The organism is Vibrio aquimaris (assembly GCF_009363415.1).
GTDB classification, from domain to species: domain Bacteria; phylum Pseudomonadota; class Gammaproteobacteria; order Enterobacterales; family Vibrionaceae; genus Vibrio; species Vibrio aquimaris.
Genome location: NZ_CP045350.1, coordinates 2,042,680 through 2,058,786 on the forward strand (window position 1 = coordinate 2,042,680; position 16,107 = coordinate 2,058,786).

At 41.7% G+C, this 16,107-nt stretch carries 16 protein-coding genes and 1 other RNA gene; 13 read left to right on the plus strand and 4 right to left on the minus strand.

What is annotated here, in order from left to right:
- From FIV01_RS09440 to FIV01_RS09475, 8 genes are all read left to right on the plus strand, one after another.
- Positions 1-2,316 carry a type VI secretion system Vgr family protein gene (locus tag FIV01_RS09440; RefSeq protein ID WP_152430778.1) on the plus strand — a complete coding sequence of 772 codons (2,316 nt, stop codon included), beginning with the start codon at positions 1-3 and terminating at the stop codon, positions 2,314-2,316.
- Positions 2,316-3,641 carry a hypothetical protein gene (locus FIV01_RS09445; RefSeq protein ID WP_152430779.1) on the plus strand — a complete coding sequence of 442 codons (1,326 nt, stop codon included), beginning with the start codon at positions 2,316-2,318 and terminating at the stop codon, positions 3,639-3,641. The genes FIV01_RS09440 and FIV01_RS09445 overlap by 1 nt, the downstream gene beginning before the upstream one ends.
- Before the next feature lie 10 nt (positions 3,642-3,651).
- A complete protein-coding gene (locus FIV01_RS09450; RefSeq protein ID WP_152430780.1) occupies positions 3,652-4,479 on the plus strand; it encodes a hypothetical protein in 828 nt (275 codons plus the stop codon).
- 19 nt (positions 4,480-4,498) lie between these two features.
- Positions 4,499-5,329 carry a hypothetical protein gene (locus tag FIV01_RS09455; protein WP_152430781.1) on the plus strand — a complete coding sequence of 277 codons (831 nt, stop codon included), beginning with the start codon at positions 4,499-4,501 and terminating at the stop codon, positions 5,327-5,329.
- On the plus strand, positions 5,319-6,173 hold the full coding sequence (locus FIV01_RS09460) for a hypothetical protein (RefSeq protein WP_246210389.1): 855 nt from the start codon (positions 5,319-5,321) through the stop codon (positions 6,171-6,173). Before FIV01_RS09455 ends, FIV01_RS09460 begins: the two co-directional genes overlap by 11 nt.
- Before the next feature lie 203 nt (positions 6,174-6,376).
- Positions 6,377-6,586, plus strand: a complete 210-nt coding sequence (locus FIV01_RS09465) for a hypothetical protein (protein WP_152430782.1) — start codon at positions 6,377-6,379, stop codon at positions 6,584-6,586.
- 4 nt (positions 6,587-6,590) lie between these two features.
- On the plus strand, positions 6,591-7,421 hold the full coding sequence (locus FIV01_RS09470; protein WP_152430783.1) for a hypothetical protein: 831 nt from the start codon (positions 6,591-6,593) through the stop codon (positions 7,419-7,421).
- The gene (locus tag FIV01_RS09475; RefSeq protein WP_246210390.1) at positions 7,411-8,274 is read left to right on the plus strand and encodes a hypothetical protein; all 864 of its coding nucleotides are present in this window, start codon (positions 7,411-7,413) and stop codon (positions 8,272-8,274) included. The genes FIV01_RS09470 and FIV01_RS09475 overlap by 11 nt, the downstream gene beginning before the upstream one ends.
- 79 nt (positions 8,275-8,353) lie before the next feature.
- Here the strand turns inward: FIV01_RS09475 and ffs are convergent.
- Both ffs and FIV01_RS09485 read right to left on the minus strand, forming a co-directional pair.
- Positions 8,354-8,450: signal recognition particle sRNA small type (ffs, locus tag FIV01_RS09480), an RNA gene on the minus strand.
- Between the two features lie 184 nt (positions 8,451-8,634).
- The gene (locus FIV01_RS09485; RefSeq protein WP_152430784.1) at positions 8,635-9,375 is read right to left on the minus strand and encodes a VP0952 family biofilm-associated protein; all 741 of its coding nucleotides are present in this window, start codon (positions 9,373-9,375) and stop codon (positions 8,635-8,637) included.
- Between the two features lie 49 nt (positions 9,376-9,424).
- On the opposite strand from FIV01_RS09485, the gene FIV01_RS09490 reads away from it, so the two are divergent.
- On the plus strand, positions 9,425-9,727 hold the full coding sequence (locus FIV01_RS09490; protein ID WP_152430785.1) for a DNA base-flipping protein: 303 nt from the start codon (positions 9,425-9,427) through the stop codon (positions 9,725-9,727).
- 165 nt (positions 9,728-9,892) lie between these two features.
- Positions 9,893-10,750: an acyl-CoA thioesterase II gene (gene tesB / locus FIV01_RS09495; protein ID WP_152430786.1), complete on the plus strand. Its 858-nt coding sequence runs from the start codon at positions 9,893-9,895 to the stop codon at positions 10,748-10,750.
- Positions 10,751-10,756: 6 nt separating this feature from the next.
- On the opposite strand, the gene FIV01_RS09500 is transcribed toward tesB, so the two are convergent.
- Complete coding sequence (locus FIV01_RS09500; protein ID WP_152430787.1) at positions 10,757-11,224, minus strand: Lrp/AsnC family transcriptional regulator; 468 nt, start codon at positions 11,222-11,224, stop codon at positions 10,757-10,759.
- Between the two features lie 118 nt (positions 11,225-11,342).
- Between FIV01_RS09500 and FIV01_RS09505 the strand changes: the two genes are divergently transcribed.
- The gene (locus tag FIV01_RS09505) at positions 11,343-12,407 is read left to right on the plus strand and encodes a PLP-dependent cysteine synthase family protein (RefSeq protein ID WP_152430788.1); all 1,065 of its coding nucleotides are present in this window, start codon (positions 11,343-11,345) and stop codon (positions 12,405-12,407) included.
- Positions 12,408-12,472: 65 nt separating this feature from the next.
- Here the strand turns inward: FIV01_RS09505 and FIV01_RS09510 are convergent, their stop codons facing one another.
- Complete coding sequence (locus tag FIV01_RS09510) at positions 12,473-13,360, minus strand: Tim44 domain-containing protein (RefSeq protein WP_152430789.1); 888 nt, start codon at positions 13,358-13,360, stop codon at positions 12,473-12,475.
- 198 nt (positions 13,361-13,558) lie between these two features.
- Between FIV01_RS09510 and FIV01_RS09515 the strand changes: the two genes are divergently transcribed.
- Together FIV01_RS09515 and FIV01_RS09520 are read left to right on the plus strand one after the other, a co-directional pair.
- Positions 13,559-14,149 (plus strand): TetR/AcrR family transcriptional regulator, encoded by a 591-nt coding sequence (locus FIV01_RS09515; RefSeq protein ID WP_152430790.1) that lies wholly within the window; start codon positions 13,559-13,561, stop codon positions 14,147-14,149.
- 26 nt (positions 14,150-14,175) lie between these two features.
- Complete coding sequence (locus tag FIV01_RS09520; RefSeq protein WP_152430791.1) at positions 14,176-16,047, plus strand: MFS transporter; 1,872 nt, start codon at positions 14,176-14,178, stop codon at positions 16,045-16,047.
- Positions 16,048-16,107 lie beyond the last annotated feature (60 nt).

Below are 16,107 nucleotides of genomic sequence, written 5' to 3' on the forward strand. Positions count from 1 at the left end.
ATGGCGAATGATATTGAGTTTAGCTTTGAAGTCTCTGGGTTTTTAGGGTCGTTCAAAGTAGAAAGTTTTCGGGTGACGGAGGCTCTGTCGGCCCCGTTTGAAATGAGCCTGACCGTCTTATCAGACAATGATGACATTAGCTTTGAGGCGCTGAGCAGAAAAACTGGCGTGCTGAGTGTTTATGGTCAAGGTTTAGCGGCGGCTCGCCAGTTTAATGGCAGCGTTTCAGAGCTGAGCTATTTAGGCTCTGGTCGGCGTTATTCTCGCTATCAGATCACCTTGGTGCCTCAACTTTGGTTTTTGACCCAGCGCCAAGATTGCCGCATTTTTCAAAATAAAACCGCGCCAGATATTATTCGCCATGTTTTTGATGATGCGGGGATGAGCGATTACCGCTTTGAGCTGGCGGGCCAATACCAAGAAAAAGACTATGTGTTGCAATACCGCGAAAATGACCACCATTTTGTTCAGCGTCTTTTAGCCGAGCATGGCATGTGGTTTTACTTTGAGCACAGCGATGCTGCGCATACCATGGTGATTGTTGACAGTAACGACGCTATTCCCGAACTGATTAGCACGCCGCTCAACGCTTCTTATATCGGGCCTATGCTGTTTCACTCTCAAGGCGGCGGTGTGTCTGACAAAGAGCACATTTTCGACTTAGAGCAAGTACATCGCGCCCTCACCAGTGATGTCAGCTATAGCGATTACAACTACCTCACCCCGAAAATACCGCAAAACAAAACCGCCCAAGACGGCGTAAATACCGATTTAAAGCGCTTCGATTACCCTGGGCGCTACACCTCACCTGACTTTGGCGCTCAGCGCAGCAGTGAATGGATGTCGGAATACGTGGTAGATAGCCATCAAATTCATGCCTCAAGTAATATTATGCGTTTGGCCTCAGGCTTAAGTTTTGAGATAAGCGAGCATCCGCGCTCCTCAATCAATCGTGATTACCTAATGCTCTCTGTGATGCACCTTGGTGAAAACCCTCGCGTGCACGAAGAAGAAGGCGGTGATGCCCCAACCCACTATCAAAATCAGTTTGTGTGTCTGCCGCGTGATGTGACTTATCGCGCGCCGAAAGTGGCCTCCCCTGTGGTTGATGGTCCGCAAACGGCAGTCGTCGTTGGGCCTGCGGGAGAAGAAATCTACACCGATGAACTTGGGCGAATTAAAGTGCAATTTCACTGGGACCGTTACGGACAAAGTGACGAACACAGCTCATGCTGGCTGCGAGTCAGCCAATCAATGGCTGCGCCGAACTGGGGCGCCGTGTATCTGCCGCGCATCGGCCATGAGGTGGTGGTGACCTTTTTAGAAGGCGATCCTGATAGGCCGCTTGTTACAGGCGCTGTGTATAATGGTTTACACACCCCACCTTATGAACTTCCCGAGCATAAAACTCGCACCGTTTTTCGCACTCAAAGCCATAAGGCAGACGGTTACAACGAAATGCATTTTGAAGATGAAAATGACCAAGAAAAGGTGTATTTTCACGCGCAAAAAGACATGAAAACCGACGTGCTGAATAATCGCTACCGAGATATAGGGAATGATGAAGAGCTTGAAGTGGGCCGAAACCAAGAAAATAACGTCCATGGCGATCGTAAAGAAACCATTCATGGCCATAAAACTTCAGAGACAAAACAAACGTTTAAAGAGCAAGTCGACCAAGACGTAACCGTTACTTACAACGCCAATGAGCAAAAGCAAATCGCAAAAGATCAACACAGATCGATTGATGAAAACCGCCTAACCAAAATAGGCCAAAACTTGTCTGTCGAAATTGGTGGCAAAGCGAGCCTTGCGGTGCTTGAGGGGTTATCAGCCAACATAGGCGCCGACGATTCATTGCAAGTGGGCGGTAATTTGAATGTCGATGTACAAGGCAACACCTCTTTTCGCGCCGATGGTGAAACCACCATTATTTCTGGAGATGAAATCAAAGTTCAGGTCGGCTACGCGGGATTAATCCTAAAAAGTAGTGGTAATATAAAGCTTTACGGCTCTTCCATTACCATTGATGGCGCAGCGCAAACCACGATCAACGGCGGCAATGTGGCAATAAACCCAGATAAAGGAAGTGCAAGGCTCAATGTCGCGCCGCCTTATGAGTCTTTTATGCGTTACAACCAGCGCATTGTGTTGCAAGACCAAACCACAGGGGCGGTTCATGCCAACAAAGCGTACAAACTCGTGTTTGAAGATGGTAAAGAAATCTACGGTAAGACCAATGCTAAAGGGGAAACATCCTTGATTAATACCAAAGATTTACAATCCTCATTTGATATTTACTGGAGAGAAATTTAATGAGCGACGATTTATGGATTTACGCTGGCAGCGCCCAAACTACCGATGCCAAAGATAAAGAGCCAGTAGTGATGCACGCCCCTGCCGGTAATATGTTTTGGGCCGACGATCAAAGCGGGCAAAATCTTGATATTCAATTTGCCGTCAATGGCAAAAAAAGCCCTTCTCTGCCTAAAGAGTTTACGCCAAGAGCTACCTTGATCCCCAATACGGTTGACGAAACCTGCAACTCGTTAGAGCTTTATTTAAACGGCCAACGTCACACCTTAGTAGAGCGGATACCAACAGCTGACATCACAGCCCCCGGCGATTTAAGAGCCGCGATAATGACGTGCCCTGTAAAATCAAAACCATACAAGCCACTATTGACTGTTGATGAAAATAGCGACAACGAATATCTCAATATCTATAAGGCAGATGATTCTCTTGATTTACCTGAGAGTAAACTTGGAGAAACCTACCATATTGACGATATGCCAGAGCCAGTCATAGCCGCGATATATCAAACGCTCAGCAACAACTCTCTCTTACAAAATACTGTTGCAACCACTTTAAATGAGGGGACAAACCAATATAAACTGTTTGATTACTATAAAGAAAAATATGGCTATGAGGCTGCCAAAGGATATCTGAAAGAATTAATTGCAGAAGGCCGCTTTACGGTTATCAGAGTTAAACAGTGGGGAGGGAAACTGGGTATAGCATTCAAAGGAGATGCAAGAACGCGACGCTTTCTTACCTCTGTTAACTACGGAATTACCCATGATAAAGTATCTGTTTTAAGAACTTATGTCGAAATATCAGCAGGTAACGGCCTTAAAAACACCACTAGTCAGATGTTTAAAGAAGCCATCCCATGGAAGGGAGGCAATATTATTGGATTCGTATTTGCTACCTCATTTGATGTATACGACTTCTTTAAGAAAGACATTGGAGAACAAAACATTGCTGAATTTGCAGGGGCGTTGGGAATAACAACTCTTAAAGTTGCTACCGCCTCATTTGGGGCATTAGGCCTTACTGCCGGATTGATATACTTACTCGGTTTGGGGCAGATCATCATACCCAGTGCTCTTGTAATTGGGTTCGGTTTAGTTGCTACAGTTTCGGTTGGATACCTGATTGATTATGGTGATACTTCAGCAGGGATTAAGGAAAAAACGATGAAGGTTTTAAAGGAGGCATTTCCTGATCTAACTACAGGTAATATACTAGATTACTTTTTTTCAGATGCGATTGATAAAAGCATCGATTATGAAGAGAATAAAATAAACCAATACATAGGCCAACAAGCAATGAAGGGCTCAGGAATGTTAGGATTTTAATGGAGTCATTATGCAAAATCAAACCATGAGCGAGAAAATGATAGGAATAAGAAATTGCTATTTTTTATTCTTCTCTATATTTGGAATACTACAATTAATAGTATTTTTCAGTAAAAGTAGCTTCTATCCGAAGACACCTATATTAGTGTTTTTTATAGTATCAATACTATACTCAATATTTATACTGAACTCTACCATAAAAAACAAAACAAACCATGTGATTTATCTATTTAATTTAACCTTCTCTTATTTAATATTTTCGTTATTAGTAATAATAATATCTCCAATTGTAATAAACGCAAAAGGATTATATGACATCCACATTATATTCTCTTCCATTATAATTTTTTCTCTTACTATAGGGTTGATACTAGGCTGGTATTTTCTCAACCATAGAGACTTTAGAAAAATACAAGAAGTCATTAAGATTAGAGAGAATGACATTGAAGTAAAAAGTGTTAATTTCTGGTCTGAGCTAAGTCTAGACAAGGCACCTTGGCTAAAGAAGCCTCTTCAGGCAGTCAAATATGGATTTGTATCCTTTACAGTTTTTATTGGTGGTTCTGCTGTTGGTATATCGCTGGCCATTGCAGAGGGTCTAAAGCGTTCTGATTTGCTTAGTTCCTCCATTAACACTCACGCTTTTCTCTTTTTTATTCTTGGAGTTCCTGTTGCGCTTGCGAGTGGTATCTTGTTGTATCCTCTACTTTCACACTTATACCGTTGGCGTAAACTAGTCACAGAGATTAAGCAAGAATATGGCAGTTACACCGTGCTACTGAACTTAGACAACAAGCCTTATTCTGAGTTAAAAGCAGATCTTGCCAAAAGCCTCTGACTAGTTTTACTGGAGAGTTATGGAAGTTACTTCATTAAAAGATAAAATATCTAACTTAAGAAAATGTTTATTGATTCTATTTTCTTTTTTTTCTTGCGTATGTCTAATGCAGTTTATGGTTTTGGATGAAATTAATATATTAGCTATATCTCCAATAATAATATACTTTATTATATCCTTATCATTAATAGCTCCTATCTTTTTTTGCAGTAAAAAACATATATTAAAGCATTTGCCAGATTATCTAATGCTTATTATTTTATATTCTATATATGTTTTCTATAATTTCATATTGTCTTCTGTTTTTATTAGCATAGAGAAGCCATATGATGCTAACTTTATGCTATCTTTTCTGATGTTGTTTTTTTTATGTTTTGGTTTCTTAGCTGGGAATTTTTTCACTAAAAAGCGAGATAATACCTCATTTGAAAAAGAAACCATTATAAGAGGAAATGAAATAGAACTAAGAAAATTTAACCCTTGGGCTGACCTTAGTCTTGATAAAGCACCTTGGTTAAGAAAACCACTTAAAGGTCTTCATTATGCTGTTGCTGTTTTCATCCTACTTATTGATGGTTCTGCCGCAGGCCTTTCTATCGCTATTGCAGAGGGTTTAAGGCGATCAGGTATTTTAGGAGACGATATCAATACGCATGCCTTCTTATTCTTTACTATGGGTGTACCAATTGGAATCGCAATGGGCGTTGTTATCGCACCATTAATTTCATACTTATACCATTGGCGAAAACTACTCAAGACGGTTAAAAAAGAACATGGTAGTTACACTGTTTTGTTGAACTTGGAAAAGAAACCCTATTCTGAGCTAAAGCAAGAGTTGAGTGAAGGTTAAAGTGGAAATTTATTCAGATGATGATTATAATCCTAAATCTATAAGGTCAGGTATTACAGGCATTTCTGTCATAATGGCATTATTTCAATTCCCGTATGTTTTTTTAGAATCTTCTTTTCATTCATTAGCTTTCTGCTGGCTATCATTACTACTACTGATTTTTTTTAAAATTTTCATTTATACTCGCTTTGGTATGGATTTTTTAAAGAAAAGAGTTTTTTCACAAGCAGTATTAATATCCTATGTTATGATTGTATTGACAATGTTTATATTAAACTTGGTGATATTGGACTCCAAAAAAATTTCTGACCCAAACTTTTACATGTTTATATTTTTGATAATGTCATTAATTTGCGGAGTATTAACTGGATTGTTTTTTAGTGATAAAGGAAATCTGTTTAATAAACATAATATTAAAATAAGAAACAACGAAATAGAGTTAAGAAAGCTTGAGTTTTTTAGTGTTTTAACTTTAAAAAGAATGCCTTTTCTTAGAGTACCATTAAGAAAGCTTCGCAATATTATCGCTATTTTAGCTGCGCTTATCGGCACCGGCGGTGCTGGCATTGGAATAGGGATTGCGGAGATGCTTAAGCGGTCAGATGTGCTTGCCCCTGATATGAGTGTACATGCGGTGCTATTTTTCAGCCTTGGTATCCCAGTTTTATTTACATTTGGCATATTGATTTACTCTACAATGACATACCTATCCGAATGGCGTAAGTTGGTCGCGAGCATAGATAAAGAGTATGGCGAACACAAGATAATCTTCAATTCCAAAAAGAAGTCGTATAAGAAGATTAAAGAGATAATGGCAGAGTCAGGTTCTAATGCTAACGGATAGAGCTAAGCGATAAAAGCACTAGCATACCAGAGTATATGGGCGATATAGCATGCAGCGCTGTTGGTCAAATCACTGAGAAGAGCAACAGCGCCCAGTTCTATTAACCCTAGAAAACAAACCTTATTCTGAGTTAAAGCAAGAGTTGACCAGCTGCAGTAGTTTTGGGGTTAGGTATAATAGCGACGATATCTTTTGGATGGATAATGGATCAAATAGATAGGGAAACTGATTTTAAAAATAATTCAATGGGATTTTTAAAAGATGCATTTCCTAATTTCACTACTGAAACAGTACTTGAGTATATGTTTGGTGATGCCGTTGAAAAAGGTATTGAGTCAGAGCAACAGAAAATTGATCAGTATATTGGTGAGCAAGCACTAAAAGGCTCAGGAATGTTTGGGTTTTTGAGGTAAGATTGTGAATAAAAAAGACATAGAGGAAAGAATTGATAGATCTAGAAAAGCTATATTGGGCCTTTTTGGGATTTTCGGAACAACAGAGTTACTAAAGGTTTTAATCACAAAAGATATCAATTTTTTATCAATATCCTCTATGGCTATATATCTTTTAGTATCAGTCTCATTTATTTCATTATTATTTATATGCCGGAGGAAAAGTCTAGAAGTTAACTTTGTTGAATATAGTATAATTTCTTTCGTTTATATAATATATACATTATGCAATTTTATTTTTTCATCCGTATCAATGCACATATCCAAAGCGTTTGATATTCACTTTTATCTTTTCATTTTTTTAATTTTATCTTTACTTCTAGGTTATTTACTAGGGCGAATTTTTACTCATAATCAAGATCTAACATCAATTGGAAAAGAAGTTATAGTAAGGGAAAATGAAGTTGAGTTAAGACATTTTAACCCATGGGCTAGACTCAGCCTAGATAAGGCTCCTTGGCTAAGAAAACCACTCAAACATTTGGGTTATGCTCTGGGGGCTTTAATTATGCTCATTGGTGGCTCTGCAGCAGGCCTGTCGCTGTTGATTGCAGAGGGTTTAAAACGGTCAGGAGTTATAGGTGTCGAAATTGATACATATGCCTTCTTATTCTTTTCTATCGGTATGCCAATCGGAATAGCAGCAGGAGTCTACCTAGCGCCATTATTTTCTTACTTTAATCATTGGAGAAAGTTGATTCTAGGATTAAAAAATAAATATGGGAATTATACTGTCATCATAAATCATGAGAAGAAGCCATACTCTGAGATAAAGCAAGAGTTGAGTGAAAGTTAAAGTGGAAATTTATTCAGATAATGATTTCAAGCCTGAGAGCTTAAAATTAGGTTTAGTGCTGGGTTGTATGTGTCTGTTGCCATTTCAAATCGCTTTTTTGTTTAGTGATATTTTTATCCTTCCAAAGATATCTTTTATCGTGTCATCGGTTATATTGATTTCCATACCAATTTTTTTATTTTCAAAATTAGGAAAAAAAATAACTTATAAAAGAGTTGAAATGGGCATGATTGGCATTAATTATCTTTTGTTCGGACTTTATTCACTAATAGTAAATTACACATTTATAGAATCAAAAGAGCTTTTTGACATTAATTTTAACATGTTTATTATATTAAATGCCTCATTATTGATGGGTGCTGCAACTGGCGCTTTTTTTAGTGATAAAAAATTTTTCTTTGAATCAAAGAAAAACATAGTCCTCAGAAAAAATGAAATAGAATTAAGAAAGATTGATCTTCTCGGTATCCTAACTTTAAATAAAATGCCTTTCCTGAGAAAGCCTTTGACAAAAGCTAAAAATGCTATCGTTGTATTAGCGTGTATAGTGGGCACCGGTGGCGCAGGTATTGCCATGGGTATCGCTGAGCTGCTTACACGTTCTGACATTCTGAGCCCAGATCTAGATACTCATAGTGTCCTATTCTTTATATTTGGCGTGCCTGTTCTATTTACCTTTGGTGTAATTATATATGCAATGATGTCATACCTATCCGAATGGCGTAAGTTAGTCGCGAGCATAGATAAAGAGTATGGCGAACATAAGATAATCTTTAATTCCAAAAAGAAATCGTATAAGAAGATTAAAGAGATAATGGCGGAGAAAAGGGTTAATACAGGCTGCGAAGGATGACTGTAAAAATGGATTGGTAAATATATTGTGTTAGGTGCGTGATGAGTACAGACTTATGTTGCAAACAACAAATTGGCGGAGACCCCAGCCACATCTCGGCACACAAGTCACTCGCTGCGGCTGCTTCCTTCCGGACCTGACCGAGTTCACGAGCTATTGTTGCGAGAGGACCAGAGCCTCCATAGATACACAGCCTTGGTAGTTCCAAGGTGTGGAGAGATTATGTGTCATCGTTATGCCCAATTCAAGCAAAAAAAGTGAAATACGGAGGATTTCCTGTTAAGTGCTTAGGAGTTAAACAATTCTCACCGATAACGCTGACTTTTCGGCCTATTACTCTGCGAACACGATTGGCTCATCTTATAGTTCGGTTTCCTCATCAAAGCTGCGCAAGACGTAATCTGTCATCCATGCCGCTCCTAGCAAGCATACCCAAAGTACAAAAACGGGGTTAGGGACATCAAACCAAGGGGCAACAATCAAAGTTGCAAAACCGACAGTCGGTAAAGTCCAGCATAAGAGTTTGCGCCAATTAAAGGTTTTTAACTGCGCCATGCTTTGTATGCACGCCACCATGCCAGTTAAACATAAGGCAACCACCACGGAGTCACCATAGCCTGCAACCCATAGCGGGAGTATCAAACCTAGTGCCCACCAGCAATGTTTATCACTTGAAGGCCAACCTTGCACTGCCCACCAAATCACAATCACCGATAGGGCTTGAACTAGGGTCATCATAGGCTCGCCAGCAAGCTTTCCCCCTGCTTGGGTGATCATCACGCCAATTTGCAACGTCACCACAATCAAAGAGACGGTCACTAACACACCAAAGCTGCTGCGCCTTGAAAACACCACCATAAGTAGCGGAAATAAAATCCATTGGCTGATCGAAAGCGAAATCGGTTGATAAGCCAAAGTCATCCCATAGGCAGACATAGCAGCAATCAACACAATGCCGCCAATGACTCGCTGCGGAAACACCCATATCACAGGGATCAGCAAAGCAAGCAGGGCAACCTCTTCTTGACTGGCGCTGACTGTCAGCGCACACAATACGGCAAGTAGGCTTGTGATCAAAAACTGAAAGGTGGAAAATACCATGCCCTCTCCTTATCCATTCCTTGGAAAATTGAACTAGGACACAATCAGTATGGACCAGTTTTTGATACAAATCTTTGCGGTGATTCACCAAATTCCTCGTGGAAAAGTAACCACTTATGGTGAAATCGCCAAACTAGCGGGCTATCCGGGGTATGCAAGGCATGTCGGCAAGGCGCTTGGCAATCTGCCAAAAGACTCGACATTACCTTGGTTTAGGGTCATCAACAGCCAAGGAAAAATATCGCTCAAAGGGGAGAATTTGGCGCGCCAAAGAGCGTTATTAATGGCTGAAGATATTGAAGTCAGCGGTGAGGGTAAACTCTCTCTTCGAAAGTATCGCTGGCAGCCTTAATCGCCAATGTGGCTTGATTTATGATGTTTCAGCCTTATGTTCCCCTGCTATAAAACTCACCCAATATCTTGAAAATATTTTTATCATTTTTGCCTTAATTTGCTGTTTAAGTTATCAATTTGAGCTTAGAATAAAGCTATATTGACCAAATTATTAAGGTGTAAAATGAGTCAACCTTTAGACGAACTGCTTGAGTTACTAAAACTAGAGAAACTGGAAGAAGGGCTGTTTAGAGGTCAAAGTGAAAATCTAGGTTTGCCTCAAGTCTACGGAGGTCAAGTGATTGGTCAAGCACTCTCAGCGGCGCGCTACACCGTTGATGACGATCGCACCGTTCACTCATTTCATAGCTATTTTCTCTACCCTGGCGATCCGGAAAAGCCGATCATTTACGATGTAGAAACACTAAGAGATGGCCGCAGCTTTAGCACGCGAAGAGTCAAAGCGCTGCAATCAGGTCGACCTATTTTTTACCTGACCGCTTCATATCATGGTGAGGCGCCCGGTTTCGAGCATCAAAATGCCATGCCAGATGTCCCTGGGCCCGAGAACTTTTTGTCGGAGTCTGAACTTGCTAAAAGCATTGCTGATCAGTTACCGAAAAAGCTTCAAGCTGTCTTTTGCGGTGAAAAACCAATAGAGACTCGACCAGTTAAAGTGGTTAACCCTCTCAAACCACACAAGGAAGACCCTAAACAGTATTTATGGATTAAAGCCAATGGCTCAGTGCCAGAGAACCAATTGATCCACCAATACTTACTTGGTTATGCCTCCGACTGGGGCTTTTTGGTTACCGCACTGCACCCACACCAAGTGTCACTAATGACACCTAAGTTTCAAGTCGCCACCATAGATCATTCTATCTGGTTCCATCGCCCGTTTAAAATGGATGAGTGGCTGCTCTATGTTATCGAAAGCCCCACCGCCAGTAATACTCGCGGCTTAGTTCGCGGGGAGATCTACAACCGACAAGGCGATTTGGTCGCTTCAGCCATTCAAGAAGGCGTAATGCGGTTTAAGTAACCGCATTTAGTTGATTGGCAGTGCTGTGGTGTATTTAAGTGGCTCCATAGCAAACGTTGAGGTAACGTTGGATATTCCGGTAACACAGTTCACTAGCTTTTTATAAAAACTATCAAAGCACTGCATATCCTTAACTTGCACCTTCATCATGTAATCGTATTCACCCGCCATGCGGTAGAACTCCATCACTTCAGGGAAGTCGCTTGCCGTGCTAACAAAATGGGTATACCACTCATGAGAGTGATCACTGGTTTTAACGAGTACGAAGGCGGTGAATGACAAATTGAGTTTATCTGGGTTGAGCAGTGCTACGCGCTTTTCTATCACCCCAGATTCTTCGAGTTTTTTTAGTCGCTTCCAGCAAGGCGTAGTGGTCAAATTCACCGCTTCAGCTAGGTCGTTAAGTGATAACGTACTATCTTGCTGTAGCAAAGCTAGGATCTTCCTATCAACTTTATCCAGTTCTATACTCAAAAGAGACACCTTATGAAAAATTTTTCTCCAAATAAAGCAGAATAGAAGAAAATAAGCAAAGTTTTTCCGCCATTTTATAGGTAAGATATCAGCTTTAAGTGGCCAAGGATGGTATAGCATGTGTAAAGATCACCAATGGATTAATGACGCGATAAAAAAAATTGAAGCCGACTTTCAACGCTCGGCCGACACCCACCTCATCAAGCTTGATATACCCTGCTTAACAGACATCGATATTTACTTAAAAGATGAGAGTACCCATCCAACTGGTTCGCTTAAACATCGCCTAGCACGATCGCTGTTTCTATATGCCCTTTGTAATGGCTGGATTGGCCCTAAAACCACCATCATAGAATCATCGTCTGGTAGTACCGCCATTTCAGAAGCGTATTTCGCACGTTTGATTGGTTTGCCCTTTATTGCGGTAATGCCAAAGTGTACGGCCAAGAAGAAAATAGAGCAGATTGAATTCTATGGGGGTAAAGCGCATCTTGTGGATCGCTCCGACCAAATCTACGCCGAATCAAACCGGTTAGCCGATGAACTCAATGGTCACTATATGGACCAATTTACCTATGCAGAGCGTGCAACCGATTGGCGCGGAAATAACAACATTGCCAATTCCATTTTCAGCCAAATGATGCTTGAAGCTCATCCTGAACCCAAATGGATAGTCATGAGCCCAGGCACCGGCGGCACATCCGCAACCATTGGTCGCTTTATTCGCTACCAGCAACATCAAACTAAGTTGTGTGTCGTCGATCCTGAAAATTCCGTTTTCCATGCATTCTTTAAAAGCGGAGATCCCAATCTCACCAGTGATCAAGGCAGTAAGATTGAGGGGATAGGCAGGCCACGTGTTGAGCCTAGCTTTATACCGGGTGTGATTGATGAAATGCGCACCATTCCAGATGCAGCGTCTGTCGCCACAGCCCATTGGCTAGAAAACATCATTAATCGCAAAGTGGGCGCTTCAACCGGAACCAATCTATTCGGCGCGATACAACTTGCCAGTGAGATGAAATCTAGTGGAGAAACAGGGTCAATTGTCACTTTGCTGTGCGACAGCGGAGAACGGTATCTCGATACCTATTTTAATCCCGATTGGATAAAACACAATGTCGGCGATTTACAGCCCTACCTCAGAAAATTAAGCCAGTTTGAGCAAACCGGCCAAATTTAACGTCTACTTCGCATACAAAAACGCCCAAGCGTGTTGCTCGGGCGTTTGATTGGAAATTACGAAGTTTAACCTTGTATACCAACAATTAACCAAGGAGCATTGTCAGTGGTCAAATCACGCTCTAGATGCCAAATATCTTCTATGTTTTCTTCAATATTTTCAACTGCATCACGGTAGCGGCCACTGAACTGAATACTAAGCTGAGCCTTGCTACCATCATGATTTGCTCGAACAATTTCAGCATCAACATACATGACATCGGTATGCTGCTCACCTTCAAGTTTTGCACGCTCTTGCTGAAGGTCTGCAAACAAGCTTGGCGAGACATATTCCTTTATGGTGTCTAACTGGTTGTGATTCCAAGCTCCTTGAAGAATACGGTAGTGTTCACGTGAACCGTTGATAAAAGCCGCTTGATCAAAACCTGGTGGATAGTTGTGAGGGACATCTGACGTAGCACCAAAGCCAAATCCACCTTGCGCACCTTGTTGAGGTTGCTGAGGCTGCTGCTCGAAGTTATGAACATTAGGCTGCTCAAACTTTGCTGCGCTGCCGCCAAACGCAGGTTGCTGTCTTTGTTGATTCATGCTGCCTTGTTTGGCTCCCAGCACGCCTTTCATAAACTTGAAAATGACAAAAGCAATAAGGCCCATGATAAGAATATCCATAAATTGAATACCCTCAAAGGCGCCGCCAAAGAAAGCCGCTAAAAGACCACCAGCCAGTAAGCCACCCAATAAGCCACCCATTAGCCCCTTTTTGCTTGAGCTTGGCGATTTGGTCGCTTGGTCCTTACCTATGGTATTGTTGTTCTGCTGTTTCTGCTTTGGCGCTGGAGCCGTTTTGTAGCTTTTACCAAATGACTTGCCACCACCGAACTTCTTAGCTTCAGCGATCGGAGTAATGGCAACAGACACCATTAACAGGGCAACAAGGGAGAAAAGTTTTTTCATAGTTTTAGTTTGCCTTAGGGTTTCTCAAATGAGGTAATAGTTATACTAACTCTGCAATAGTAGCGTGTGTATCACAAGATGAAAATACTATCAATGTAGAGACATGTATCAAAGTGTTGCAAATTCCACAATTAGTCAGTTGCGCTGGGCTAACAGCCTGATAGAATATCGAACATCGTTCATTTTCGACATTTTGCCATGGCCCGTAGAAACGACCATACACGTGAAGAGCTTATATCTATCACGTTAAACACAGTTAAGGATTTCCTTAATGACAACTCTTATCACGAGCTAAGCCTTCGTAAAGTCGCAAATATGATTGGTTATGTACCCAGCACATTGGTTAACGTTTTTGGTAGCTACAATCTGCTGTTACTTCATGCCGTCGCTCAAACGCTAGACGAGTTAGCGAGTGAAGCTAAAGAGGTTGTCGAACAAAGCCCTGATACTAAAACCGCTTTATACCAGCTTGCTTATTGCTATCATGATTTTGCGAAGACACACCCCCATCGATGGCAGCTCATTTTTGAGCACAATATGAATGGTGAAGTTTTGCCAGAATGGCAAGCAGAAAGAATCGCCAATATGACGGGCATGCTTGAGCAACTTCTATCTCATTTGGCGCCTCAGAGGACTAAGCAGGAAGTCCTGCAAGCTAGCCGCGTTCTCTGGTCCGGTGTGCATGGCATTACTTTACTCAGTGTTGACGATAAGTTTTTTGCCGCAGAGCCAATTGACGGTAAGAAACTGATAGACGACTTGCTGTCGAGCTATATTGCCAACTGGTAAGCGCCCTCTATAGGAAAAGGAAATCCATGCCACATAAGCAAACGTCGCTGTTAGGAAAAAGGCGATTTCTTCCTTACTTTATCACTCAGTTTTTCGGCGCATTCAACGACAACATTTTCAAAAATGTCTTGTTGCTATTTGTTGCTTTCGCAGGCGCTGATGCCCTTCCCATATCCAGTGATCTTTTTATCAATCTAGCTGCTGGGCTATTTATCCTGCCTTTTTTCCTGTTTTCTGCATCCGCTGGCGTGTTAGCCGATAAATATGAAAAGTCTTGGTTCATTCGTAAAGTAAAGCTGGTCGAAATTGGCATAATGTGTCTTGGCGCAATTGGCTTTATTACGGAAAGCTATATTATCCTTCTTATTTTGCTGTTTTTAATGGGCACTCAATCGGCCTTTTTTGGACCAGTCAAATACGCTCTCTTACCCCAGCAATTAAAAACCAAAGAGCTAGTACCTGGCAACGCGCTCGTAGAGACGGGGACTTTCCTAGCCATCTTACTTGGAACTTTGGGAGCTGGCGTTATCGCATCGGCGGAAGGAGCGAAGTATATTGCTGCCGCTGGGGTCGTTGTTTTCGCTTTACTGGGATACATGGCAAGCTGCGCAATTCCCACCGCAGCGCCAAGTGCTCCTGATCTTAAGTTTCGCTGGCAGCCAATTAAACAACTTCGTAATACTCTTGCCATAGCCAAATCTGATCGGTCTGTTTTTCAAGCTTTGATGGCAATCAGTTGGTTTTGGTTTCTAGGTGCAGCCTACCTCACTCAGTTTCCCAATTTTACTAAAACCTACCTCAATGGTAGCGAAAGCGCAGTGTCCTTTCTTTTAGCCCTTTTTTCAGTCGGGATCGCTCTGGGATCGCTCGCTTGCGATAAACTATCTAATCATCGCATTGAACTGGGTATCGTGCCTTTAGGCAGCATAGGTATTTCTGTCTTTGGGTTGAGCATGGCACTGTCGGTGCCAAACCAACTCCCTGAAATGCTGACTTTCAGTGCCTTTATTTCTTATTCCCCCTTATGGCCAGTGTTTGCTTCACTGCTTATGCTAGGTATCTCGGGCGGCATTTTTATTGTCCCTCTCTATGCGTTTATGCAGCACCGAGCAAAGGTTAATCAGCGCGCACAAGTTATCGCTGCGCTTAACATCTACAACTCGCTCTTTATGGTTGGCAGTGCCGTATTGGGTATTATTTGTCTCACCGTCATTGGAATGAGTATTCCCACGCTTTTCTTGCTTTTAGCAGCCATGAATATCTGTGTCGCTATCGCCTTGTTGCTTAGACTTCCTGTACGCACAGTCCGTTTTATGACTTGGGCTGTAACACATACTATGTATCGCGTTAAGCATAAAAACCTACATCACATACCAGAAAAAGGCGGCGCGCTCATTGTATGTAACCACGTCAGCTACATGGATGCCCTGCTCCTCAGTGCTGTATGTCCCAGATTAATTCGCTTTGTGATGGAAGAGGAATATGCCAATCTACCGCTTCTGCGCCGGTTCCTAAAAAGAGCGGCGGTAATACCCATATCAGCGTCTAGCCGCAATTCAATACGTGATGCATTTCGTGAGACTGAGCAGGCTCTCAAACAAGGAGAACTAGTATGTGTTTTTCCTGAGGGCAAATTGACAAACACAGGAGATATGAATGAATTTATGCGTGGGATGGACATTATCCTACATAGAAGCCCAGTACCTGTTATTCCGATGGCACTAAAAGGGTTATGGGGTAGCTACTTCAGCCGCTACAAAGGAAAGGCTTGTCAGGGTTTTCCCTCTCGATTTTGGTCAAAATTGGAGGTTGAAGCTGGACCTGCTGTTGAGCCAAGCGATGCAACCTCTGAGCGCATGCATGCCGAAGTTTCTAAGCTACGAGGAGACTGGGAGTAGAATTGATGATATATCTGATCAAGATAACCGCTGTGTTCAGGTTTTCTGAACAAGGGTTAA

Bases quoted from the DNA above. Each gene is read 5' to 3' on its own strand.
- FIV01_RS09450 (WP_152430780.1), top strand. From the start codon at position 3,652: ATGCAAAATCAAACCATGAGCGAGAAAATGATAGGAATAAGAAATTGC.
- FIV01_RS09445 (WP_152430779.1), top strand. From the start codon at position 2,316: ATGAGCGACGATTTATGGATTTACGCTGGCAGCGCCCAAACTACCGAT.
- FIV01_RS09510 (WP_152430789.1), bottom strand. From the start codon at position 13,360: ATGAAAAAACTTTTCTCCCTTGTTGCCCTGTTAATGGTGTCTGTTGCC.
- FIV01_RS09505 (WP_152430788.1), top strand. From the start codon at position 11,343: ATGTGTAAAGATCACCAATGGATTAATGACGCGATAAAAAAAATTGAA.
- FIV01_RS09455 (WP_152430781.1), top strand. From the start codon at position 4,499: ATGGAAGTTACTTCATTAAAAGATAAAATATCTAACTTAAGAAAATGT.
- FIV01_RS09440 (WP_152430778.1), top strand. From the start codon at position 1: ATGGCGAATGATATTGAGTTTAGCTTTGAAGTCTCTGGGTTTTTAGGG.
- FIV01_RS09465 (WP_152430782.1), top strand. From the start codon at position 6,377: ATGGATCAAATAGATAGGGAAACTGATTTTAAAAATAATTCAATGGGA.
- FIV01_RS09515 (WP_152430790.1), top strand. From the start codon at position 13,559: ATGGCCCGTAGAAACGACCATACACGTGAAGAGCTTATATCTATCACG.
- tesB (WP_152430786.1), top strand. From the start codon at position 9,893: ATGAGTCAACCTTTAGACGAACTGCTTGAGTTACTAAAACTAGAGAAA.
- FIV01_RS09490 (WP_152430785.1), top strand. From the start codon at position 9,425: ATGGACCAGTTTTTGATACAAATCTTTGCGGTGATTCACCAAATTCCT.
- FIV01_RS09520 (WP_152430791.1), top strand. From the start codon at position 14,176: ATGCCACATAAGCAAACGTCGCTGTTAGGAAAAAGGCGATTTCTTCCT.
- FIV01_RS09485 (WP_152430784.1), bottom strand. From the start codon at position 9,375: ATGGTATTTTCCACCTTTCAGTTTTTGATCACAAGCCTACTTGCCGTA.